This window comes from Nocardia pneumoniae NBRC 100136 (assembly GCF_000308755.1).
In the GTDB taxonomy this organism is placed as follows: Bacteria; Actinomycetota; Actinomycetes; order Mycobacteriales; family Mycobacteriaceae; genus Nocardia; species Nocardia pneumoniae.
The window spans coordinates 24112-44914 of record NZ_BAGF01000052.1 but is presented as its reverse complement, the minus strand read 5'-3'; the positions used below and the strand labels follow the sequence as shown (position 1 = coordinate 44914).

Genomic DNA, 20803 nt, shown 5'->3' with positions numbered 1-20803 from the left:
CCTCGCCCATCCGCCGGAACACCGCGGTCCTCATCAGAACCGATCGACGCACCGGGTCGGCTCAGGTCTGAGCTGTGGTGAAGAACCGCGTCGGATCGAGCGCGGAGATGGGCGTCCATCGCGCTGGTGGCGCTTGTATGTCCGAATCTTGTGGGCCCGTAGCGAAATAGCCCTGGATCTCCAAGGCGAGCCGGGGATCCTCGTCGACCTTGCGGGCCATCTCGTAGTACACGGCGAGGACGTGCACGCACCGCGCCGATCGTGCCGTGCAGGAGCAGTCGGTGCCAGCCAGCACCGGCGCGAGCGGGATTCCCGCCCCTGCGATCGCGCGGTGCATGTCGTCGGTCAGCGCGGACGGGTCCGGCGCGATCGCGGCGATGGCCGTGATCGCGGCCCTGGTCAGCGGCGCCACTTCCAGGTGGGTGAGCGAGGCCTGACCGCCGCGATGGATGATGGAGCGCACCACCCCTCCATCGACGGTGGCCTGCACGCCGTTGTTGCGCGCGATGCTGCGGGCGCGCGGGAGCAGGGGATCCGGCCGGGTCTGGCGCAACGGCTCGGCGAGGCGCACCCAGTCCATGCCCCACGCGGTGTAGCCAAATTCATTGTCCGCCATCAGTTCTCCCTTTTGCGGCGCAGGATCTCGATGAGCTGTTCGTCGCCGAGCGCGGCGAGGGCCGCGATACCGGTCGCGTCGCCGAGGTCGGTCAGGGCGGCCTTGCGGTCGTGCATGCCCGCGATGTGCTCCTCCACGGTCGTGGCCGAGGTGAGTGTGGTGACGGTGACGGTGCGGGTCTGGCCGATCCGGTGGGCGCGGTCGGAGGCTTGCGCCTCCACCGCCGGGTTCCACCAGCGGTCGAAGTGGATGACATCGGCGGCGCGGGTCAGGGTGAGTCCGGTGCCCGCCGCGCGCAGGCTCAGCACCAGGATCGGCGGCCCGTCCTCGGCCTGGAACCGGGAGACGATCTCGGCGCGTCCGGCCTGGTTCAGCCCGCCGTGGAAGAAGGGCGCCCGCACCCCGAACTGCTCGGCGATATGGCGCACGAGCAGCTCACCGGTCCGGCGGTACTGGGTGAACACCAACGTGGGGCTGGCCGTGTCGAGATTGGTCGCCAGGATGTCGGTGCACAGATCGAGTTTTCCGGATCGACCGGCCAGCTCGCCGAGTTCGCCGGTGACCAGTCCGGGATGGTTGCACACCTGCTTCAGCGAGGTCAGCGCGGCGAGCACGCGGCCGTGGCGCTCGATGCCCGCGCCGAATCCGTCGTCCACGGCCCGGGCGAGCAGCTGGTCGTAGAGCCGCTCCTGCTCGGCGGTGAGGTCGCAGAGCAGGTCGCTGTGGATCTTCGCGGGCAGCGCCGCCGCGACCTGACTCTTCTTGCGCGCCAGCACGACCGGCTCGATGGTGTCGCGCAACCGTGCCGCCGCGGTCGCCGACCCCTCCTGGATCGGCCGCACGAATCGCCGCCGGAACTGCGTCCGGTGCCCGAACGACCGTGGCGCCACCAGGTTCAGCAGCGCCCACAGTTCGTCGAGATGGTTCTCCACCGGCGTGCCGGTCAGCGCGATCGTGGCCGCGGCGTCGATCGCCCGCGCCGCCTTCGCGACCTGGGTGCGCGGATTCTTCACCGCCTGCGCCTCGTCGAAGACCGCCGTCGCCCAGCGCTGTCCGGTCAGCAGCCGACCGTGCAGCCGCAAGGTGGGATAACCGGTGACGACGACCGTCGCCGCGTCGGCCGCGATCTCGCCGCCGCGCCAGGCGATCACGCGCAGTCCCGGCGCGAACCGGCCGATCTCGTACGCCCAGTTGCCGACCAGCGAGGTCGGACAGACCACGAGCTGTGGCCCAGCCTCGGCGCGGCCGAGCAGGAAGCCGATGGTCTGCACGGTTTTGCCGAGCCCCATTTCGTCGGCGAGCACCGCGCCGCCGTCCGCGTCGGCGGTTTCGCGCAGCCAGCCGACGCCCCGTGCCTGGTAGGGCCGCAGCCGCGCCTTCAGCGTCGCGCGCAGGTCCGCCGCCACGGCCTCGGTGTCCCGCAGGACCCGCAGCGCGCGCTGGGCCGACACGATGGAGGTGCCGGACGCAACCGGCACGGCATGGGCGGCTATCGGCAGTTCGGGGTCGTCGGGCGCTTCCGCGCCCGGCTCGCGGGCGTCGCGCAGGACGTCCTGCCAGAGCAGGACCGAATCTCCTGGATGCTCGACCGTCAGATCCGCGAAATCGTCCGGGTCGAGCAGCGCGGCGTCGACGTCGGTGACCTCGAGCGCACCGTCGGCGCCGCACGGGAGGACGAGCGCGAGCGTCTCGCGGTCGCCGTGTCCACGCGGCGCCGGTCCGGCATCGCTTCCCGACCACGTCCACAGGGCGAACATGTGCCGATCCGGCAGGTAAGTGGCGTGTGTGCTGGACAGAGCGGACCCCTTCGAATCAACGTATACCGTACGGAGTACGGTGAACAACGTACACTGTACTGGATTTGTTCCGAGGAGTGCCATGAGTGAAGGCCAGCGCGTGCGGCACTGCCACAGCGGGCTGCTGCGTACGCGGAGGTCGAGCATCAGCGAGGTGCGGGAGTGAGCGTCAGCGGGAACCGAGGACCCGGCGTGCCCCTGGATAGGAGCCAGCCAAGCGTCGACGAGACCCCGTCATGAGCGAGGAAATCTCCGTCGAACAGGCGAAACAGGTGATGAGCCTGCTGTGGCGGCACGAGCTTCCCGCGCGTCCGGCGGGACGCGGCCCGAAGCAGACCGTCAGCGTCGACGCGGTGGTCGCGGCAGCGGTCGCACTCGCGGACCGGGAGGGCTACGAGAAGGTCTCCATTCGCGCGGTCGCGGCGGAGCTGGGGCTGCGGCCGATGAGTCTCTACACGTACGTGCCGAGCAAAGAGGCGCTCGCGATACTCATGGTCGACGCGGTGGCCGAGGAGGACGCACCCATTCCGGGTGACCTCCCCCCGCGCGAACGCATTGCGAGGGTGGCCCGTCAGGTTCGGGCGGAACTGATCGCGCACCCCTGGCTGCTCGAGGTGCCCCCGTGGCGGCTGGTGCTCGGTCCAGGACGGATGCGCCGCTACGAACGGCAGCTCGCCGCGCTCGAGGGGATCGGCCTGCCGGACGTGGCGATGGATCGGGTGATCGCCGTGCTGTCGGAGTTCGCGACCGGCAACGCGCGCATGGCGGTCGCCGCCGCCCGCGAGACGCGCCGGATGAGCGATTCACGCTGGTGGGAGGTGCACGGTCCGCTGCTCACGGCGGTCATGCCGCCGAGTGAGTTCCCGCTGGCGTCGCGGGTCGGCGCGGCGGTGGGCGAGTTGTACCAGGCGCCCGCCGACCCGGACGGCGCGTTCGACTACGGGCTGGCCAGGCTGCTGGACGGCATCCTCGGCGCGGTGTCGGCGCACTGACCGGCCGTCGAACACGGCGACAGCGGGCGACCTGTTGGTCGCCCGCTGCCGATGGTTGACGGTGTTCTGTTGTCCGATGCTGTTGTGTCAGGACGCGAGGAGCGAATCAGAGCGCGGGAGCGGACTCCGTGTCGATCACGGCGTCGAGCTCACGCAGTCGATCCATGTGTTCGTTCGCGTGGTGCTGGCAGAAGAGCAACTCTCCACCCGCGGGAAGTACGGCACGCACTCGGGCCGCCGCCCCGCAACGGTCGCAACGATCGACCGCGGTCAGTGGGGTGCTTGTCAGGGTTCCTGGCATGACTCCTCCGTCCTGGCTCCCGGTCCCGACGACCGTTCACCTGGTGTGGGGCCCGTGGTCACTCACCACGAGCTCGCTACCGCTACTTCCCAGCAGGGGTATGACTACTCTGTCAGACGTTCGGGACGGGGGACTTTGTTCCCGCGAATGATGCAGTGTGTTTTCGATAACACGACCTGGGATTTCGCTACAGGCGAACGCCACAGGTCAGGTTGTCGAAGTGCACTCGATCACATCCTCGATCGGCCGATCCAGTTGTCCACCCGGAGATTACCCGTGACCTACGACACTCACACGCTGGTTCACCTATGCACTTCGGCGGAGTGGCTTTCCGCCCGGCAAACCGGCGAGTACCGCGCGCCCTCGCTCGGTGAGGCGGGATTCATCCATCTTTCCGCGCCCGAGCAGGTGCACCTGCCCGCCAACCGGTTGTTCGCGGGACGCCGCGATCTGGTGCTGCTGCGCATCGACCCCCGCCGGGTGGGCGCGCCGATCGAATGGGAGCCCGGCGTGCCGAGCGATCCGGAGTCGATGCTCTTCCCTCATCTGTACGGGCCGTTGCCGGTGGCGGCGGTCACCGCGGTGGAGGAGTATCTGCCCGGCGCGGACGGGACATTCGCTCCGCTCGCCGGATGATCACCGGCCGCGGATCTCGCGGGCGACGATCGCGGCCTGAACCCGCGATCGCACACCGAGTTTCATCAGCACCCGCGAGACGTGCGTTTTCACCGTCGTCTCGCCGATGAACAGCCTGGCGGCGATCTGCGCGTTGGACAGACCGTCGCCCAGGCAGTCGAGCACTTCCCGTTCCCGCTCGGTGAGTTCGGCCAGCCCGGCCGGAAGAGAATGCGGCGCAGCATGTTTCGACGTCGCGAACGCCGAGATCACGGCCTTCGTCACTTCCGGGGCCAGCACACCGTCACCCGCCGCGACCGCGCGTACCGCCTCGACCAGCGAGTGCCCCGACGCGGATTTCAGCACGAACCCGGACGCGCCGGCGCGCAGCGCGCGAAAAACGTACTCGTCCAGGTCGAACGTGGTCAGGATGAGTACCCGGGCCGAACCGTCGGCGGTGATCCGTTCGGTCGCGGTGATCCCGTCCATCCCGGGCATCCGCACGTCCATCAGCACCACATGCGGCCGCAGAGCTGTGGCCTGCGCGATCGCGATATCCCCGTCGGCGGCCTCGCCGACCACGTCGATGTCGTCCTCGACGTCCAGGATCATCCGCAGCCCCGCGCGAATCGCCGCGTGGTCGTCGGCGATCACCACCCGGATCGTCATGACGCGCTCGCGGAGCCGAACGGCAGCCGGGCCAGCACTTCCCAGCAGCCGCAATCCATTCCGGCGCGGAAGCTTCCACCGAGCGCGGCGGCGCGCTCGCGCATGTTCACCAGTCCTCGGTGCCCGGTTCGAGCCGGGGCGTGGTGCGGCCGCACGGAGACGGTCGGATTGCGGATCGTTACGCTCAACACCTCGTCCTCGGCGCGCACGTCGATCGAAACCTCCTGTCCGGGCGCGTGTTTCATGGCGTTGGTCAGCGCTTCCTGAACGATCCGGTAGGCGGCCTGGTCCACGGCGCTCGGCAGCGTCGCGCCGTCGAGCGCCTCGTGCACCCGCACCGAGATCCCCGCCGCCCGTGCCGCGTCCACGAGGATCGGCAGCTGGGCCAGCCTGCGGGGCGCGGCTACCTCCTCGGCATCGCCGTCGCTGTGCAGCAACCCGATCATCGTGCGCATCTCCTGCAGCGCGCCGACACTGTTGGAACGGATGGATCGCATGATTCCGGTGACCGCTGGTTCGTCGCGGCGGGCCAGCATCCGCAGTGCCGCCTCGGACTGGATCGCGATGGCCGACAGGTGACCGGCGATCACGTCGTGCAGGTCGCGTGCCATCGTGGTGCGCTCGTCGGCGATGGCCGCGCGCCGATCGAGTTCGGCGACCAGGGTCAACGCCTGCGCGCGTGTGCGCTCGGCCGCCGCGATCTCTTTGTGCGTGCGCACCGAGTTCGCCCACCACAGCGGCGTCGCCACGAAACTGAACACCGCCACCAGCGCCAGCGCGACCGCACGCGCGTCGCCGGTCAGCGCCAGCGTGAGCACCACGATCAGGGCACAGAACACCGACCAGCACAGCGTCGTGATCCGCGATGCCCGCCGCCCGGCGTAAAGCACGGCGGAATAGATCAGGTCGGCGTAGATCAGCCACACCGGCAGCGTCGCGCCGAGCCAGGTGTCCACCGCCAGGGGAACCAGTCCGCCGAGCATGGCCGCCATCGGATTCCGGCGGCGGAACAACGTCGCCAGGCACACCGCGGGCAGCACGCCGAACCGCACCCACAGCGGCAGCTGCTCGCCGCGCTCGGTCATCGTGGACAGTCCGGTGAGATACAGCGCCGCGCCGCCGGCGAACACGATCACCGCGCCGAGCGCGTCCCGCGTTCGCTCGGGCATCTCCGACCACCGTCGCACGCCTCCATCACAGCACAGGGCACGCGACGCGCCATCGGCCGAAGTGATGACGGAACGGTTCATCGGCTCCGGCATCCGGCTAATCTGGAGGGCGTGAACGTCGACGTCACCGCACTACCCGGCATCGGTGTCCGCAAGGACTTCGAAGTGCGCTCCGGTCGCCGAATCGGCGTGGTCGCCCACCGCGACGGTGATATCGACCTGATCGTCTCCAAGCTCGAGGATCCGGATGCCTGCGCCGCGCAGATCCCGCTGACCACCGACGAGGCGGCGGTGCTGGCCAATCTGCTCGGCGTACCGCAGCTGGTCGCCAAGCTCAACGACGACCACCGCGACCTGCCCGGCATCACCACCCGTCAGCTACCGATCGCCGACGAGTCGCCCTACGACGGGCGCACTCTCGGCGAAACCCAGATGCGCACCCGCACGAAGGTCTCCATCGTCGCGGTCATGCGGGCCGGACAACTGCATCCCTCACCCGGTCCCGATTTCACCTTCACCGCGGGCGACCTGCTCGTGGTCGTCGGCACCCCGGAGGGTCTCGATGCCGCCGCGAAGATCTTGACGCACGGCTGAGCACGTGACGGACACCGCGCTCGCCCTGATCGAGCTCGGAGCGGTTCTCTTCGCCCTCGGCATGCTGGGTCGTGTCGCCGGCCGCGTCGGCATGTCGCCGATCCCGCTCTACCTGATCGGCGGCGTCGCCTTCGGGCAGGGCGGTGTCATCGAACTCCAGTCGGCCTACGAGTTCGGTCATATCGCCGGAGAGATCGGCGTCGTTCTGCTGCTGTTGCTCCTCGGGCTGGAGTACACCGCCACGGAACTGGTCACCGGACTGCGCCGCTCATGGGCCGCCGGAGTCGTCGACATCGCCGTCAACGCGACACCCGGCGCGGTGGTGGCCCTGATCCTGGGCTGGGGTTTCACCGGCGCGATCACCATGGCGGGCGTCACCTACATCTCCTCCTCGGGCATCGTGGCGAAAGTCCTCGACGATCTCGGCCGTCTCGGTAACCGCGAGACGCCGGTCATCCTGTCGATCCTCGTGTTCGAGGATCTGGCGATGGCGGTCTACCTGCCGATCCTCACCACGGTTCTGGCCGGGCTGAGCTGGATCAGCGGGATGCGTGCGCTGGCCGTGGCGATGGTGACGATCACCCTGGTCCTCGTGGTGGCGCTGCGCTACGGCCGCCAGGTCTCGGCGATCGTGGACAGCGCCGACCGCGAAGTGTTCCTGCTGACGTTGCTCGGCGGGGCCTTGCTGGTGGCCGGCGTCTCCTCGGCGTTGAGCGTCTCGGCCGCAGTCGGGGCGTTCCTGCTGGGCATCGCGATCTCGGGGTCGACGGCGTACGAGGCGGCGAGGCTGCTGGAACCGCTGCGCGACCTGTTCGCGGCGATCTTCTTCGTAGCGTTCGGGCTCAACACCGACCCCCGGTCGATTCCGCCGGTGCTGGGCTGGGCGATCGCGCTGGCGGCCATCACGATGGCGACGAAGATCGCCACTGGCTGGTGGGCCGCGGCCAGGCAGGGCATCCGCCGGATGGGCCGGGCCAGGGCGGGCGCGGCGCTGGTGGCACGAGGCGAATTCTCGATCGTCATCGCGGGATTGGCAGTGGGCGCGGGTGCGATGGACGGGCAGCTCACCGCGCTCGCGTCGACCTATGTGCTGCTGATGGCGGTGCTCGGCCCGATCGCGGCGCGAGTGGTCGAGCCGATGGTGGGGCTGCTGCAACGCCGCGGACGTCCGGAGCCCGCGATCTCCTGATCAGCCCGCGAGGTTTCGTGCTCGAGGCGCGTTGCGTGTGCGCCGGAACGAGGTTGCGGTCCAGATGCCCGCCCTGACGCCCGATTCTGGTCGCTAGCAAGATCAGCGCCGATTCCGAAAGTATCGGCTCCGTACCGGTCTGCTCGCAGGGGCGTAGTAAAGACCCGCTGCCGCCGCTGTAGAGGCACGACGGGAGCCGTTGACTTGCGCTCGCGTCGGGCAGGGCCGACCCCAGGCCACCAGCAAGGCTGCGACGGGGCAATTGAAGGCGCGAGGCGACACCCCGGACGTCTGCCTCCTTGTGGCGGGGCTGGTGGTGTGCGCTCTGTCACGGGCACGTGGATCGTGACCGTAACGCCGTTTCACACTCGGGCAACATTCCCTCCCAAGAATTGGTCCACCGACCAATCGGTATGTGGATGAGGGAGTTCGGTGCGCGATGGCGATCGAGGAACTGCGGGACACCGGCGACGCCGGTGACGATTATCTGGCGAAACGCACCCTGCGCTCGGGCACGGCGGGCTGGGTGCTGCTGGCCGGGCTCGGCGTGAGCTATGTGATCTCAGGTGACTACGCGGGCTGGAACAGCGGTATCGCCCAGGGCGGATTCGGTGGACTGCTGATCGCGACGGTGCTGATCGCGGGCATGTATCTGGCCATGGTGCTGGGCATGGCCGAGCTCTCGGCGGCGCTGCCCGCGGCAGGTGGCGGCTACACCTTCGCGCGGCGTGCGCTCGGGCCCTGGGGCGGATTCGCCACCGGCACCGCGGTGTTGCTCGAATACGCGATCGCACCCGCGGCGATCGCTACCTTCATCGGCGCGTACGTCGAATCACTGAACCTGTTCGGGATCACCGACGGGTGGTGGGTGTATCTGGCCGTGTACGCGATCTTCATCGGTGTGCACCTGGCCGGCGCGGGCGAGGCGCTCAAGGCGATGTTCGTGATCACCGCGATCGCGCTGGTCGGGCTCCTGGTATTCGCGCTGGCCGCGTGGGGGCGCTTCGACATGGCGAACCTCACCGACATCCCTGCCGACCCGGACGCGGTGGGCAGCTCGGCGTTCCTGCCGTTCGGGGTGTTCGGGATCTGGGCCGCGGTGCCGTTCGCGATCTGGTTCTTCCTCGCGGTGGAAGGGGTGCCGCTGGCGGCCGAGGAGGCGCGCGAACCGGAGAAGAACGTGCCCAAAGGCATCGTCAGCGCGATGCTCGTGCTGATCGTCACCGGCGCGGCCGTTCTCGTTCTCGCCACCGGTTCGCTGGGCGCGCAAGCCATTTCGACTTCCGGCAACCCCCTGGTCGAGGCGCTCGGCGCGGGTGGGACCGCGAAGCTGGTGAACTACGTCGGCCTGGCCGGACTCGTGGCCAGCTTCTTCTCCATCGTCTACGCGTACTCGCGGCAGACCTTCGCGCTCTCCCGTGCGGGCTACCTGCCGACCAGCCTGTCGGTGACCAGCGCGCGCAAGGCCCCGGTGCTCGCGCTGATCGTGCCCGGTGTCATCGGCTTCGCGCTGTCGCTGACCGGCAAGGGGGCGATGTTGCTGAACATGGCCGTCTTCGGTGCCGCGGTGAGTTATGTGCTGATCATGGTCAGCCATCTGGTGCTGCGGGTGCGCGAGCCGGACATGCCGCGCCCGTACCGCACACCGGGCGGCATGGCGACCACCGCGTTCGCCCTCGTCGTCGCGTGCGCGGCGGTGATCGCGACGTTCCTGGTCGACCCCGTGGCCGCGGGCTGGACGCTCGCGGTGTTCTGCGGATTCATGGCCTACTTCGGCCTCTACAGCCGCCACCGGCTGGTGGCGAGTTCGCCGGACGAGGAGTTCGCGGTGCTCGCCCGCGCCGAGGAGGACGCGGCATGAGTTCCTACGTGCAGCGGCTGCGCGAAAGGACCTACCGCTTCGACGGTTTGGTCGAGCTCATGGCCAAGGCGACACCGCTGCGCAGCGGCGACCAACTCGCCGGCTGCGCGGCCGAGTCCGACGCCGAGCGCGCCGCCGCGCAGTGGGCACTGGCCGAGGTGGCGCTCACCGACTTCCTGCGCGATCCGGTGGTGCCGTACGAGACCGACGAGGTCACCCGGCTGATCATCGACACGCACGATCGCGGCGCGTTCGCGCCGATCGCCCACCTGACCGTCGGTGGACTGCGGGACCGGCTGCTCGCCGTCGCCGCCGATGCCGACGCGGGCGCCGTCCTGGGTGCTGTCGCGCCCGGGCTCACGCCCGAGATGGTGGCCGCCGTCAGCAAGATCATGCGCAACCAGGACCTCATCGCCGTCGCCCGCGCCGCCGAGGTGACCACGGGTTTCCGCACCACGATCGGCGCGCCGGGCACCCTGGCCACCCGCCTGCAGCCCAACCACCCCACCGACGATCCCCGCGGCATCGCCGCAGCGGTCCTGGACGGACTGCTGCTCGGCTGCGGCGACGCGGTGATCGGCATCAACCCCGCCACCGACTCTCCGCAGGCCACCGCCGACCTGCTGCGCCTGCTCGACGAGGTGCGGACCCGCTTCGACATCCCCGCGCAGTCGTGCGTGTTGTCGCACGTGACCACCACGATCGGGCTGATCGAGGCGGGCGCGCCGGTGGACCTGGTGTTCCAGTCCGTCGCGGGCACCGAAGGCGCGAACGCGGGTTTCGGGGTGAACCTCGCGCTGCTGCGCGAAGCGAACGAGGCGGGGCGTGCCCTGCGCCGCGGCACCGTCGGGGACAACGTGATGTACCTGGAGACGGGACAGGGTTCGGCGCTGTCGGCGGGCGCGCACCTGGGGACCGGGGGACGGCCCGTCGACCAGCAGACCCTGGAGGCGCGGGCCTACGCGGTGGCGCGGGAGCTGGACCCGCTGCTGGTGAACACGGTGGTCGGTTTCATCGGTCCGGAGTACCTCTACGACGGCAAACAGATCATCCGGGCGGGCCTGGAGGACCACTTCTGCGGCAAACTGCTCGGCCTGCCGATGGGCGTGGACGTCTGCTACACCAACCACGCCGAAGCCGACCAGGACGACATGGACACGTTGCTGACCCTGCTCGGCGCCGCACGGTGCGCCTTCGTCATCGCCGTTCCCGGCGCCGACGACGTCATGCTCGGCTACCAGAGCCTCAGCTTCCACGACGCGTTGTACGCGCGGCAGGTGCTCAACCTGCGCCCCGCCCCGGAATTCGAGGCATGGCTGGGCCGCTTGGGCATGATGGACGCCAATGGCCGGGTGCTTCCGGTGGAGCCGCTCACCTCGCCCCTGCGCGCCTTGGCGGCCGCCCGATGAGCCCGCCGCAGCCGAGCGCCGCCGCCCAGGCCTTCTGGGACGAGTTGCGCCGCACCACCCAGTCCAGGATCGGCCTCGGCCGCAGCGGCGACGCGTTGCCGACCAGACGCGTGCTGGAATTCCGCGCCGCACACGCGGCCGCGCGCGACGCCGTCCACCTGCCGTTGGACGTGGCGGCGCTGACCGAACGGGTGGACGCGGCCGGGCTCGGCGCCGCGGTCCACGTCCGCAGCCGTGCCCGGGACCGGGCCGAGTACCTGCGCAGGCCGGATCTGGGGCGGTTGCCCGCCGACGGTGCGCTCACGCCGATTCCGCACTCCGGCGCCGACATCGGATTCGTCCTCGCGGATGGTCTCTCGCCTCGAGCGCTCGCCGAGCACGGCACGAAAACGCTGGACGCGCTCGTCGACGAACTCGCGCCGCGTTATCGGCTCGCCGCGCCGGTGATCGCCACGCAGTCGCGGGTGGCGCTCGGCGACCACATCGCCGCGGCCATGGGCGTGGCGACGGTCGTGGTGCTGATCGGCGAGCGTCCCGGCCTGTCGGTGGCCGACAGTCTGGGCATCTACCTGACCCACCTGCCCCGTCCGGGGCGCACCGACGCCGACCGCAATTGCGTCTCCAATATCCACCCGCCCGAAGGCCTGGGCTATCGAGAGGCCGCGAAGGTGGTGGCGGGGCTGGTCGCCGGCGCACGCCTGCTCGGTCGTTCGGGCGTCGACCTGAAGGACACCTCGCGCTCCGACGCCATCGGCCCCGGCGCGGTCATTTCGATCGAATGAGGTCGGTGGCCGTCGGTGGGATCCGGAAAACGCGACGCCCGCAATCACGGTGCCGCTGGAACATCGAGCGGCACAACGAATGCGGGCGTCGAGACGAAGCGATCTAGTCCAGGTAGTCGCGGAGCACCTGCGACCGGCTGGGATGGCGCAGCTTGCTCATGGTCTTCGACTCGATCTGGCGGATGCGCTCGCGCGTGACCCCGTAGACCTGGCCGATCTCGTCGAGGGTGCGCGGCTGACCGTCGGTGAGGCCGAAGCGCAGCCGGACGACGCCCGCCTCGCGCTCCGACAGGGTCTCCAGCACGGACTGCAGCTGGTCTTGCAGCAGCGTGAAGCTCACCGCGTCCACCGCGACGACGGCCTCGGAGTCCTCGATGAAGTCGCCGAGCTGGCTGTCGCCCTCGTCGCCGATGGTCTGGTCCAGCGAGATGGGCTCACGCGCGTACTGCTGGATCTCCAGCACCTTCTCCGGCGTGATGTCCATTTCCTTGGCCAGCTCCTCCGGCGTCGGCTCGCGGCCGAGATCCTGGAGCAGCTCGCGCTGGATGCGGCCGAGCTTGTTGATGACCTCGACCATGTGCACCGGGATGCGGATGGTGCGGGCCTGGTCGGCCATGGCGCGCGTGATGGCCTGGCGGATCCACCAGGTGGCGTACGTGGAGAACTTGTAGCCCTTGGTGTAGTCGAACTTCTCCACCGCGCGGATCAGACCCAGGTTGCCCTCTTGGATCAGATCCAGGAACGCCATACCGCGGCCGGTGTACCGCTTGGCCAGCGACACGACCAGGCGCAGGTTGGCCTCGAGCAGGTGGTTCTTGGCCCGGTTGCCGTCGCGGATGATCCAGTTGTAGTCGCGCCGCATCGCGACCGGCAGCTTCTCGCCCTGTTCGGTGAACTCGCGCACCTTCTCCGCCGCGTAGAGACCGGCCTCGATCCGCTTGGCGAGCTCGACCTCCTCCTCGGCGTTGAGCAGGGCGACCTTGCCGATCTGCTTGAGGTAGGCACGCACCGAGTCGGCCGAGGCGGTGAGCTCGGCGTCCTTGCGGGCCTGCCGCAGCGCTTCGGATTCCTCCTCGTCCCAGACGAAATCGCCGGAGGCCTTCTCCGCGGCGGTCGGCTCGTCGGCCTCCTCGCTCTCGGCTTCCTCGGTGTCGGCGTCTTCGGCCACGTCGACCAGATCGTCACCGTCGGCGAGGTCTTCGTCGGAGACCTCCAGATCGCCGAGATCGTCGAGGTCGAGCGACTCGTCGTCGATGGCTTCCTCGGCGCCCGGCTCGCCGTCCGGCCCCGCCTTCTTGGTGCTGGCCTTCTTCGCCGGAGCCTTGGTCGCCTTGGCGGCCTTCTTGGCAGGCGCCTTCTTGGCGGCGGCCTTCTTCGCCGGAGCCTTCTTCGCGGCAGCCTTACGGACCGGCCGTGCTGCGGTTACATCTGCGGAGTCGGCATCGGCCGATTCGGCGGTCTGACGGGTATTCGTGGCTACCACGTACGCCCTTTCGTGACGGTCTCGTGCGGCGTCACGCCAGAGTAGTGTTCCGGCGGAGCGATCTGTCGGGTTTCACCGGCGGAGGGCCGGTCGGGGTTTCTCCGGCTCAGCCGGGCACGTTCCATTGTAACGATCTAACCAGGGTACCTATGGCCCGATGCCAGGAACGGCATCCCCGCCGCGCCCGCGCGCCTCAGGGGGTGATGCCCCCGTCGATCGCCATTGCCGCGCCGACGATGCCAGCGGTATTCCGCAGGTGGGCGGGAATGACCGGCGTTCGGTTGGTGAGCAAGGGAATCCACTGATCGGCATCCCGGCTGATGCCGCCACCGGCGACGAACACGACCGGGAAGAAGAGGTTCTCCAGCGTGGTCAGCACGACGCTGACTTCCGCGGCCCACTGCTCGTAGGTCAGGCCGTCGCGCTCCTTCACCGACGCCGCCGCGCGGTGCTCGCTCTCCCTGCCGCCGACCTCCACGTGACCGAGCTCGGTGTTGGGCACCAGCGTGCCGTGGTAGAGCAGCGCGGAGCCGATGCCGGTGCCGAAGGTCAGCAGCAGGACCAGCCCGGTGAAATCCTTTGCCGCGCCGTAGCGGTCCTCGGCCATGCCCGCCGCGTCCGCGTCGTTGAGCACGGTGACCGGACGGCCGCCGAGCGCGGTGGAGAACAGCGTCCGCGCGTCGGTGCCGATCCAGGACTTGTCGATGTTGGCCGCGGTGCGCGCCACGCCGCCGATCACCACCGCGGGCAGGGTGAGCCCGACCGGCCCGTCCCACTGCGCCTTGGCGACCAGCTCGGCCACCGCATCGGCCACCGCCTGTGGTGTCGCGGGATGCGGCGTCGCGATCTTGATCCGCTCATGGACCAATTCGCCGGTGGCCAGATCCACCGCGGCGCCTTTGACGCCGCTACCGCCGATATCGATACCGAATGCGTGCCCCCGAGCGGACATGACTAACCCCTCGTTCCCTGTGCTGGCCGATGTGGTGACAGCGTCGCCGCACCCGGACCCAGCACGCCGTGACAGGGCGATGCGATGGGATGCCCGACGACGGCGCTGTGTCGTGCACGACAAGAGTAATGCGACACCGGGGCTGGGCGTTCGACGAGGATCTGTGATGCGATGGAAGGCGTGCCGGAAACCTCATCATCAGTGTCCGACTACACCCCCGACTCCTTCGTCTCGATCGTCGCGCGCGGCGACGAGGCCGATCTGCGCCGCGTCGCGGTCGATCTCGCCGAGACCGCCGCCGCCCATGTCCGCGCCCGCCGTCCCGAAGTATTCGGCCCCGCGGGCGCACACGCGGAAGGCGCCGTGCAGGCCAAGAGCCACGCGACCGACCCGGTGACCATCGTGGACACCGAAACCGAAGAGCTGATCCGAAGACTGCTCGCCGAACAGCGCCCCGGCGACCCGATCCTCGGCGAGGAGGGCGGCGGCAGTCTCGACGACGCGAGCGCCGACACCGTCCACTGGGTCGTGGACCCGATCGACGGCACGGTCAACTTTCTCTACGGCATCCCGGGCTACGCCGTCTCGGTGGCGGCCCTGCGCGGTGGGCGACCGGTCGCGGGCGCGGTGGTCGACGTCGCGCGGGCGGCCACCTACAGCGCCGGGCTCGGGCTCGGCGCGCTGCGCGTCGGCGCCGACGGCGTGGTGGAGCATCTGCGCTGCACGTCCGTCGACTCGGTCTCGATGTCGCTGGTCGCCACCGGATTCGGCTACGGCAGCATGCGCAGGACCCGGCAGGCCGAGCTGATCGCGCAGGTGCTGCCGCACGTACGCGACATCCGCCGCTTCGGCGCGGCGGCGCTGGATCTGTGCCATGTCGCGGCGGGCCAGGTGGACGCGTACTTCGAGCACGGCCTCAACGCCTGGGACTGGGGTGCGGGCGCGCTGATCGCCGCCGAGGCGGGCGCGCGGCTGACCCTGCCGCCCGCCACGTCCCCGGGTTCCGACGGCGACCTGGTGGTGGCCGCCGCGCCCGGCATCGCCGACGAACTCGCGGCGCTGCTGGCCCGCGTCGGCGCTACCGAGCCGATTCCGGATCGCTGATCAGCAGCGGGCCTGCCGCGCCGCGTCGAGCAGCTCGATATCGATCGCCGTCGAGTTGCCCGGCGCCGGATTCTTCAGCGAGCGCAGCACCTCCTCGGCGTCGTTGCTGGGCCGGATGTCCCGGAACAGCGAACCGAGCACCAGATCGACGGTGTCGTCGCCGCGCTGGTCCTCGATCAGCTCGGCGCACGGTGCGACCAGTTGCACCGCGGCGGCGGCCGGACGCCCGTTCACACCGAAGCGGATCTGGCCCGTGCACTCCAGATCGCCGTTGACGTATACCGAATCGTTGCCGTATTGCGTCCCCGGCGCGCTCCCGAAGCCGAGATCGCCGAGCTGCGCGGCGACGTGGGCGGCCTGCCCGCGCTGGTTGTTCGCGTTCAGCACGCGCACCTTGCTGGCCGCCAGCGGGGCGGGTTCCACGTCTTGCAGCCGCCCCGCGCCGACCCGCTGGCCGAGCGGAGTCGGTTGCGGCGCAGCGGGATCGGTGGCGGGACTGGGGGAGTTGCAGGCCATCGCGGTGTGATCGGTGTCCTGCGTCGTGAGTGCCTTGATCCAGACGATCCCGCAGATCAACGCGAGAACGCCGAGCATGATGAGCCAGGGCTGGGGGCGGCGCCGAAGGAACGGCCGACCGTGCGAATCCGTCGCGGCGCCTTCGGTGATCAGTGAAACCACCAACACACTCTACGAAAATGTGTCCCGGGCGCCGTGCAAGGTCTCGGTGCGTTCCACGGACGGTGTCGATTGCCCCTCAGTTTCGACGCGGCTGTGTTTTGATTGCGACTTTTGCTCTGGGGTCCGCTATTGTCTGGCGGCCCAGATCGAATCACCAGTGCTGAAACCGGTGGTCGGTCGCGGGAACAAGAAGGGCATGTCCTGCGTTTACCCAGCGCTATCGCGAGTGGATCGGTGCGATCCGCCCTGATAGGCGACCGGTGTACGTGTGACGTGCACCACCGGCGGGGCGGTGTCGGTCGCACCGATTCCGGCAGGAATCAGGTGTGGGCGGACCGGTCCGGGATACACGGAGTTAGGACGAGGGGAAGACGACATGGCAACCGACTATGACGCACCGAGGCGCACCGAATCCGACGATGTGTCGGAGGATTCGCTGGAGGAGCTGAAGGCTCGTCGTAACGAGGCACAGTCCGCCGTCGTGGATATCGACGAATCCGATACCGCGGAGTCGTTCGAGCTTCCCGGCGCCGACCTGTCCGAGGAAGTGCTGACGGTTCGGGTGATCCCGAAGCAGGCCGACGAGTTCACCTGTTCCAGCTGTTTCCTGGTTCATCACCGGAGCAGGCTGGCCAGCGACAAGGGCGGTCAGATGATCTGCATGGACTGCGCCGCCTGATCTCGACGAGATCGAACAATGTGTCAGCCCGCGCTCGGAAGACCGAGCGCGGCAAGGACCCGTTCGGGCCGTCGCGTACTGACCAGCCAGTACGGCGTCGGATCGTCCGGGTCGTCGAGCACGAGCAAAACCATCGGCCCGACCCAGGGGCGATGCTGGACATAGGCGGCAGGGTCGAGCTGGCGACCCAGCGCCGCACTCTTCGCGGTGGGGGCGACGGTGGCCGCGCGGGCCACGAAATTCACCGGTAGATGCGCGCGGTCGGCGCGCAGCTCCGGCGTGCCGGTCGCGTCGGGCGCCACCTCGACGCGGTGACGGCTCAGCCACAGCAGCACCCAGACCGGAACCGGGAACAGCAGTACGTAGGGCAGCCAGGCACGCAGTCCCGGCGCGCCCATATGGATCTCCGCGGCGAGCAACCCCGTGATCGCGAACGCCACCGGCCACCACCACAGCGGCACCCACAGGCGCTCGCGGTAGCCGAGCGCGGGCTGGTTTTTCTCGTCCATGGGCACGGGATTGGGCTGGTCCGACACGAGTCAACACTAAGTCACGAGGGCAAACAGCCTACGCGTAGGCTCGTCCACCGTGAGCGCACTTTCACCCATACCCTTGCTGCGGCTGGACCCCGGCATCCCCGTGCCCACGCGTGCCCATGCGGGCGACGCGGGGGTGGATCTGTGCACCACCCAGGACGTCATCCTGGAGCCGGGGGAACGGGTGCTGGTCGGCACCGGTGTCGCCGTCGCGCTGCCGGTCGGCACGGTCGGCCTGATCCATCCGCGCTCGGGCTTGGCGGCCAAGACCGGGCTGTCGGTGGTGAACACCCCCGGCACGGTGGATGCCGGGTATCGGGGCGAGATCAAGGTGTGCCTGATCAATCACGACCCGCGCACGCCGATCGAATTGCGGCGCGGCGATCGGATCGCGCAATTGCTGGTGCAGCGCGTGGAGTTGGTGGATTTCGTGGAGGTCGACTCGCTCGACGAGACAACCCGCGGGGCGGGTGGTTACGGCTCCAGCGGCGGTCACGCGAGCCTGACCGCGCGGCCGAACGGGTCGGGCCGGGCGACCGGCAAGGAGGCATGACGGGAATGTTCGGAAAGCGAAAGAAGTCGTCGGACCGATACGCGGACGACCAGTACGACGAGGCGGTCGACTACGCCGACGCGGAGTACGCGCCCGACTACGACGACGAGTACTACGACGACGCCCCCACCGACGAGCGCTCGTACGAGGGCGTGGACTTCGATGCCGCCACGCTGGGCGGTCAGCCCGGTCCATACGACTACGACGAGGTCGCCGAACTGCTGGAGAATGTGGCCGAGCAGCGGCTCGACCTCGGGTCGGTGCTGCTGCCGGTACCGCCCGGCGGCCAGTTGCAGGTCGAGATGACTCCGGAAGGCCAGCCGCAGGCGGTGCACCTTGCCACCGAGCACGGCCGGATCACCGTCGCGGCGTATGCCGCGCCCAAGACATCGGGCCAATGGCGTTTGGTCGCCGCGGATCTCGCCGAATCGCTCCGCAAGGACGGCGCCAGAGTCTCGGTGGAGAACGGGCCGTGGGGGCGCGAACTGCTGGCCCTCACCGAGGGCGCCGATCTGCGCTTCATCGGTGTGGACGGCTACCGCTGGATGGTGCGGCTGGTCGCCGCTGGCCCCTCCGGCGCGGCGAACGACGGCAGCCCGCTGGTCAAGGCGGCTCGCGCCATCCTCAGCGACACTGTGGTGCGTCGCGGCGAGGACCCGCTGCCGGTGCGCGAGCCGCTGCCGGTGGTGCTGCCGCAGCAGTTGGCCGAGCAACTGGCCGCGGCCCATCAGCAGCAGGTGCAGGCCCAGCAGCAGGCGATGGCCGCGCAAACGGCCGCGCAGACCGGGGCACAGCCGGTGCTGCCGCCGCGGATGCCGGAGGGGCCGCGCCGCGGCGCGGACGGGTCGGCTATGCAGCAGCTCGGGCTGAACTGAGCGGACCCGGCGCCGAAGTCAGCCGAAGGCGCCGATTCCGGTATGTCCGAGGATCGCGGGGTCCGCGCCCAGTTCATCCAGGGTGATCCGGTGCAGGTGCGCGTGGGGGGCCAGCGCGGCCCATTCCTCGGCCACCGCCACCGGGTGCACCGGGTCGTCGATCGCGGTGACCACGGCGATGGGCCGCTCGAAGGTGGCCAGCAGCTCGGCGTCCGGCCATTTGTGGTCGGCGGCCTCCTCCAGCGCTGCGGGTAGGTGGGGCCATTGCGCACGCCAGGATCGGCTCAGCGCGTCCGCCAGCCAGGGTGGGCTGCTCGCCCGCATACGGTCGAGCACCACCGCCAGACCGTCGGCGCGCAGCTGCGCGGCGGTCGTCGCGGCGCTGAGCGCGGCCGGACACGCGGTGGTGTCGGGCCCGGTCCAGGCGGGCAGCGCCGCGACGACCCCGACCACACGATCCGGGTGCTCGGCCGCCCACTCCAGCGCGATCGCCGCACCGAGCGAGATCCCCGCGGCGAGGACCGGCCCTGACCGCGCCGCCGCGTCCAATGCGGCCCGGCAGCTCGCGACCACCCCGCGCGGATCCGGTTCCACCGCGACGAAGTCGAGACCGCGCGCCGCGCTGGCGGGCGCGAAGGCGCGCCGGGCGAAATCGGCGTCGGATCCGGTGCCGGGCAGCGCCACGACGCGGACCGGGTGTGGGGAGTCGAACATCGGTCCGAGCGTAGCGGGGGTCGCCAAGCCCATCTACAGTGGCGGGTGTACGGCCTCAGCGGGCCGTGCGGTAAGGAATGCCCACGATGGTGTGCGACCCACGCCATCTGCTCTATGCAGGAGAGCGTGCACCATGTCATCCGCAGCCTCAGGTTATTTTCGACGTCTGGGCCGCAGGCTGACCGAGGATATCGATCAGCTGGATGCCGAAGAGCTGGCCGAGACTTCCGAGGCGTCGGGAGCGCACCGTGCGTCGGAGTGTCGGCGCGGCGACGAGGCCACCATGCTCGGTAGGCTCCGGAGCGTCGAAGCGTGTCCCAAGTCCGCAGGCGCCAGTGTGCAGGCGGAGTTCTTCGACGGCACCGACGCCATCACCCTCGTCTGGATCGGGCGCAGGCGCATCCCCGGTATCGAGCCGGGGCGGCGCATCCTGGTCCGCGGCCGGGTGGGCGAGCGGGACGGCCGCAAAGTGATCTACAACCCCTACTACGAATTGCGCGGGAACAGCTGACGTATGCCATCGAGCGACGACAACGCAGGCTCAGGCGATCGCACCGGGCTCGACCTCGGCCGTGACGAGGAACGTGCCGAGCAGACCCTCCTGGAACAACTGGGCGGCTTCAGCGGCCTGATCTACTCGACACTGCCGGTTGTCGTGTTCGTCCCCGTGAACAGCCTCGCCGGGCTGACCGCCGCGATCTGGGCGGCGCTCGGCGTGGCCGCCGCCATCCTGGTCTGGCGCCTGGTGCGTCGCAATCCGGTCCAGCCCGCCATCTCCGGCTTCTTCGGCGTCGGGATCTGTGCCTTCATCGCCTACCGGATGGGGGAGGCGAAAGGGTTCTTCCTCTTCGGCATCTACACCAGCCTCGTCTACGCCGGGGTGTTCCTCGCCTCCATCCTGGTCCGCCGGCCGCTGGTCGGCGTGATCTGGGGCGTCCTGAACGGTCACGGCTCCGACTGGCGGTCCGATCCCCGGCTGGTGCGCCTGTACGACGTGGCCACCGCCACGTGGGTTCTCGTCTTCGGCGCCCGCTACCTGGTGCAGTCGCAGCTCTACGACACCGACCGGACCGGCTGGCTCGCGGTCGCCCGCATCGCGATGGGCTGGCCGCTGACGGCCGTGGCGCTGGGCGTCACGATCTGGGCGGTGCGCCGTGCGGGCCATCTGCCCGCCAAGCCGGTGGCCGCGACCCGACCGGCCTGAGCGTTAACTGTCCGCCGCCGACCGGCGAAAGC

23 protein-coding genes are annotated in these 20803 nt (G+C 69.7%); 13 read left to right on the top strand and 10 right to left on the bottom strand.

Annotated elements, in window-relative coordinates; translation table 11 throughout:
• Positions 1-61: 61 nt before the first annotated feature.
• Positions 62-616, bottom strand: coding sequence for an SWIM zinc finger-containing protein (locus ON34_RS16590; protein WP_040780277.1), 555 nt, complete (start codon positions 614-616; stop codon positions 62-64).
• Positions 616-2373, bottom strand: coding sequence for a DEAD/DEAH box helicase (locus tag ON34_RS16585; protein ID WP_040780275.1), 1758 nt, complete (start codon positions 2371-2373; stop codon positions 616-618). Before ON34_RS16585 ends, ON34_RS16590 begins: the two co-directional genes overlap by 1 nt.
• Positions 2374-2648: 275 nt before the next feature.
• Here ON34_RS16585 and ON34_RS16580 point away from each other — a divergent pair, with 275 nt between their 5' ends.
• Positions 2649-3404 carry a TetR/AcrR family transcriptional regulator C-terminal domain-containing protein gene (locus tag ON34_RS16580; RefSeq protein WP_051022750.1) on the top strand — a complete coding sequence of 252 codons (756 nt, stop codon included), beginning with the start codon at positions 2649-2651 and terminating at the stop codon, positions 3402-3404.
• A 106-nt stretch (positions 3405-3510) separates the two neighbouring features.
• Here the strand turns inward: ON34_RS16580 and ON34_RS37630 are convergent, their stop codons facing one another.
• Complete coding sequence (locus ON34_RS37630; RefSeq protein ID WP_036538000.1) at positions 3511-3705, bottom strand: DUF7455 domain-containing protein; 195 nt, start codon at positions 3703-3705, stop codon at positions 3511-3513.
• Positions 3706-3981: 276 nt separating this feature from the next.
• On the opposite strand from ON34_RS37630, the gene ON34_RS16570 reads away from it, so the two are divergent.
• A complete protein-coding gene (locus ON34_RS16570; RefSeq protein ID WP_040780271.1) occupies positions 3982-4341 on the top strand; it encodes a DUF952 domain-containing protein in 360 nt (119 codons plus the stop codon).
• On the opposite strand, the gene ON34_RS16565 is transcribed toward ON34_RS16570, so the two are convergent.
• Positions 4342-4989, bottom strand: coding sequence for a response regulator (locus ON34_RS16565; RefSeq protein ID WP_040780269.1), 648 nt, complete (start codon positions 4987-4989; stop codon positions 4342-4344).
• Positions 4986-6158: a sensor histidine kinase gene (locus ON34_RS16560; RefSeq protein ID WP_040780339.1), complete on the bottom strand. Its 1173-nt coding sequence runs from the start codon at positions 6156-6158 to the stop codon at positions 4986-4988. The genes ON34_RS16565 and ON34_RS16560 overlap by 4 nt, the downstream gene beginning before the upstream one ends.
• 111 nt (positions 6159-6269) lie before the next feature.
• Between ON34_RS16560 and ON34_RS16555 the strand changes: the two genes are divergently transcribed.
• The 5 genes from ON34_RS16555 to eutC all read left to right on the top strand — a co-directional run bounded on the left by ON34_RS16555 (position 6270) and on the right by eutC (position 11993).
• Complete coding sequence (locus ON34_RS16555; RefSeq protein ID WP_040780267.1) at positions 6270-6752, top strand: cation:proton antiporter regulatory subunit; 483 nt, start codon at positions 6270-6272, stop codon at positions 6750-6752.
• 4 nt (positions 6753-6756) lie between these two features.
• Positions 6757-7941 (top strand): cation:proton antiporter, encoded by a 1185-nt coding sequence (locus tag ON34_RS16550; protein ID WP_040780266.1) that lies wholly within the window; start codon positions 6757-6759, stop codon positions 7939-7941.
• 439 nt (positions 7942-8380) lie between these two features.
• Complete coding sequence (gene eat / locus ON34_RS16545) at positions 8381-9802, top strand: ethanolamine permease (RefSeq protein ID WP_040780265.1); 1422 nt, start codon at positions 8381-8383, stop codon at positions 9800-9802.
• Complete coding sequence (locus tag ON34_RS16540; protein ID WP_040780264.1) at positions 9799-11211, top strand: ethanolamine ammonia-lyase subunit EutB; 1413 nt, start codon at positions 9799-9801, stop codon at positions 11209-11211. Before eat ends, ON34_RS16540 begins: the two co-directional genes overlap by 4 nt.
• Positions 11208-11993 carry an ethanolamine ammonia-lyase subunit EutC gene (gene eutC, locus ON34_RS16535; RefSeq protein WP_051022748.1) on the top strand — a complete coding sequence of 262 codons (786 nt, stop codon included), beginning with the start codon at positions 11208-11210 and terminating at the stop codon, positions 11991-11993. The genes ON34_RS16540 and eutC overlap by 4 nt, the downstream gene beginning before the upstream one ends.
• A 103-nt stretch (positions 11994-12096) precedes the next feature.
• On the opposite strand, the gene ON34_RS16530 is transcribed toward eutC, so the two are convergent.
• On the bottom strand, positions 12097-13476 hold the full coding sequence (locus ON34_RS16530; RefSeq protein WP_040780262.1) for an RNA polymerase sigma factor: 1380 nt from the start codon (positions 13474-13476) through the stop codon (positions 12097-12099).
• Between the two features lie 193 nt (positions 13477-13669).
• Complete coding sequence (ppgK, locus tag ON34_RS16525) at positions 13670-14428, bottom strand: polyphosphate--glucose phosphotransferase (RefSeq protein ID WP_040780261.1); 759 nt, start codon at positions 14426-14428, stop codon at positions 13670-13672.
• 171 nt (positions 14429-14599) lie between these two features.
• Here ppgK and ON34_RS16520 point away from each other — a divergent pair, with 171 nt between their 5' ends.
• The gene (locus ON34_RS16520; RefSeq protein WP_083889496.1) at positions 14600-15532 is read left to right on the top strand and encodes an inositol monophosphatase family protein; all 933 of its coding nucleotides are present in this window, start codon (positions 14600-14602) and stop codon (positions 15530-15532) included.
• Here ON34_RS16520 and cei read toward each other — a convergent pair whose 3' ends face one another.
• Positions 15533-16210 carry an envelope integrity protein Cei gene (cei, locus tag ON34_RS16515; protein WP_040780333.1) on the bottom strand — a complete coding sequence of 226 codons (678 nt, stop codon included), beginning with the start codon at positions 16208-16210 and terminating at the stop codon, positions 15533-15535. It abuts the gene before it with no gap.
• 376 nt (positions 16211-16586) lie between these two features.
• Here cei and ON34_RS16510 point away from each other — a divergent pair, with 376 nt between their 5' ends.
• Positions 16587-16889, top strand: a complete 303-nt coding sequence (locus ON34_RS16510) for a DUF4193 domain-containing protein (protein WP_014351871.1) — start codon at positions 16587-16589, stop codon at positions 16887-16889.
• A 23-nt stretch (positions 16890-16912) separates the two neighbouring features.
• On the opposite strand, the gene ON34_RS16505 is transcribed toward ON34_RS16510, so the two are convergent.
• Entirely contained in the window at positions 16913-17398 is a 486-nt protein-coding gene (locus tag ON34_RS16505; RefSeq protein WP_040780259.1) for a DUF3093 domain-containing protein, read from the bottom strand.
• 79 nt (positions 17399-17477) lie between these two features.
• Between ON34_RS16505 and dut the strand changes: the two genes are divergently transcribed.
• Together dut and ON34_RS16495 are read left to right on the top strand one after the other, a co-directional pair.
• A complete protein-coding gene (gene dut, locus ON34_RS16500) occupies positions 17478-17978 on the top strand; it encodes a dUTP diphosphatase (RefSeq protein WP_040780258.1) in 501 nt (166 codons plus the stop codon).
• A gap of 5 nt (positions 17979-17983) precedes the next feature.
• The gene (locus ON34_RS16495; RefSeq protein ID WP_040780331.1) at positions 17984-18853 is read left to right on the top strand and encodes a DUF3710 domain-containing protein; all 870 of its coding nucleotides are present in this window, start codon (positions 17984-17986) and stop codon (positions 18851-18853) included.
• Positions 18854-18871: 18 nt separating this feature from the next.
• On the opposite strand, the gene ON34_RS16490 is transcribed toward ON34_RS16495, so the two are convergent.
• Positions 18872-19567 (bottom strand): alpha/beta fold hydrolase, encoded by a 696-nt coding sequence (locus tag ON34_RS16490; RefSeq protein ID WP_040780257.1) that lies wholly within the window; start codon positions 19565-19567, stop codon positions 18872-18874.
• Positions 19568-19700: 133 nt separating this feature from the next.
• On the opposite strand from ON34_RS16490, the gene ON34_RS16485 reads away from it, so the two are divergent.
• Both ON34_RS16485 and ON34_RS16480 read left to right on the top strand, forming a co-directional pair.
• Positions 19701-20078 carry an OB-fold nucleic acid binding domain-containing protein gene (locus tag ON34_RS16485; protein ID WP_040780256.1) on the top strand — a complete coding sequence of 126 codons (378 nt, stop codon included), beginning with the start codon at positions 19701-19703 and terminating at the stop codon, positions 20076-20078.
• Between the two features lie 3 nt (positions 20079-20081).
• Positions 20082-20771 (top strand): DUF3159 domain-containing protein, encoded by a 690-nt coding sequence (locus ON34_RS16480; RefSeq protein WP_083889495.1) that lies wholly within the window; start codon positions 20082-20084, stop codon positions 20769-20771.
• The last annotated feature ends 32 nt before the right edge of the window (positions 20772-20803 follow it).

Excerpts from the sequence above, each read along its gene's own strand:
- ON34_RS16590 (WP_040780277.1), bottom strand. The coding sequence starts at position 616 with ATGGCGGACAATGAATTTGGCTACACCGCGTGGGGCATGGACTGGGTG.
- ON34_RS16585 (WP_040780275.1), bottom strand. The coding sequence starts at position 2,373 with ATGTTCGCCCTGTGGACGTGGTCGGGAAGCGATGCCGGACCGGCGCCG.
- ON34_RS16580 (WP_051022750.1), top strand. The coding sequence starts at position 2,649 with ATGAGCGAGGAAATCTCCGTCGAACAGGCGAAACAGGTGATGAGCCTG.
- ON34_RS37630 (WP_036538000.1), bottom strand. The coding sequence starts at position 3,705 with ATGCCAGGAACCCTGACAAGCACCCCACTGACCGCGGTCGATCGTTGC.
- ON34_RS16565 (WP_040780269.1), bottom strand. The coding sequence starts at position 4,989 with ATGACGATCCGGGTGGTGATCGCCGACGACCACGCGGCGATTCGCGCG.
- ON34_RS16560 (WP_040780339.1), bottom strand. The coding sequence starts at position 6,158 with ATGCCCGAGCGAACGCGGGACGCGCTCGGCGCGGTGATCGTGTTCGCC.
- eat (WP_040780265.1), top strand. The coding sequence starts at position 8,381 with ATGGCGATCGAGGAACTGCGGGACACCGGCGACGCCGGTGACGATTAT.
- ON34_RS16540 (WP_040780264.1), top strand. The coding sequence starts at position 9,799 with ATGAGTTCCTACGTGCAGCGGCTGCGCGAAAGGACCTACCGCTTCGAC.
- eutC (WP_051022748.1), top strand. The coding sequence starts at position 11,208 with ATGAGCCCGCCGCAGCCGAGCGCCGCCGCCCAGGCCTTCTGGGACGAG.
- ppgK (WP_040780261.1), bottom strand. The coding sequence starts at position 14,428 with ATGTCCGCTCGGGGGCACGCATTCGGTATCGATATCGGCGGTAGCGGC.
- ON34_RS16520 (WP_083889496.1), top strand. The coding sequence starts at position 14,600 with ATGGAAGGCGTGCCGGAAACCTCATCATCAGTGTCCGACTACACCCCC.
- ON34_RS16510 (WP_014351871.1), top strand. The coding sequence starts at position 16,587 with ATGGCAACCGACTATGACGCACCGAGGCGCACCGAATCCGACGATGTG.
- ON34_RS16505 (WP_040780259.1), bottom strand. The coding sequence starts at position 17,398 with ATGGACGAGAAAAACCAGCCCGCGCTCGGCTACCGCGAGCGCCTGTGG.
- ON34_RS16495 (WP_040780331.1), top strand. The coding sequence starts at position 17,984 with ATGTTCGGAAAGCGAAAGAAGTCGTCGGACCGATACGCGGACGACCAG.
- ON34_RS16490 (WP_040780257.1), bottom strand. The coding sequence starts at position 19,567 with ATGTTCGACTCCCCACACCCGGTCCGCGTCGTGGCGCTGCCCGGCACC.
- ON34_RS16485 (WP_040780256.1), top strand. The coding sequence starts at position 19,701 with ATGTCATCCGCAGCCTCAGGTTATTTTCGACGTCTGGGCCGCAGGCTG.
- ON34_RS16480 (WP_083889495.1), top strand. The coding sequence starts at position 20,082 with ATGCCATCGAGCGACGACAACGCAGGCTCAGGCGATCGCACCGGGCTC.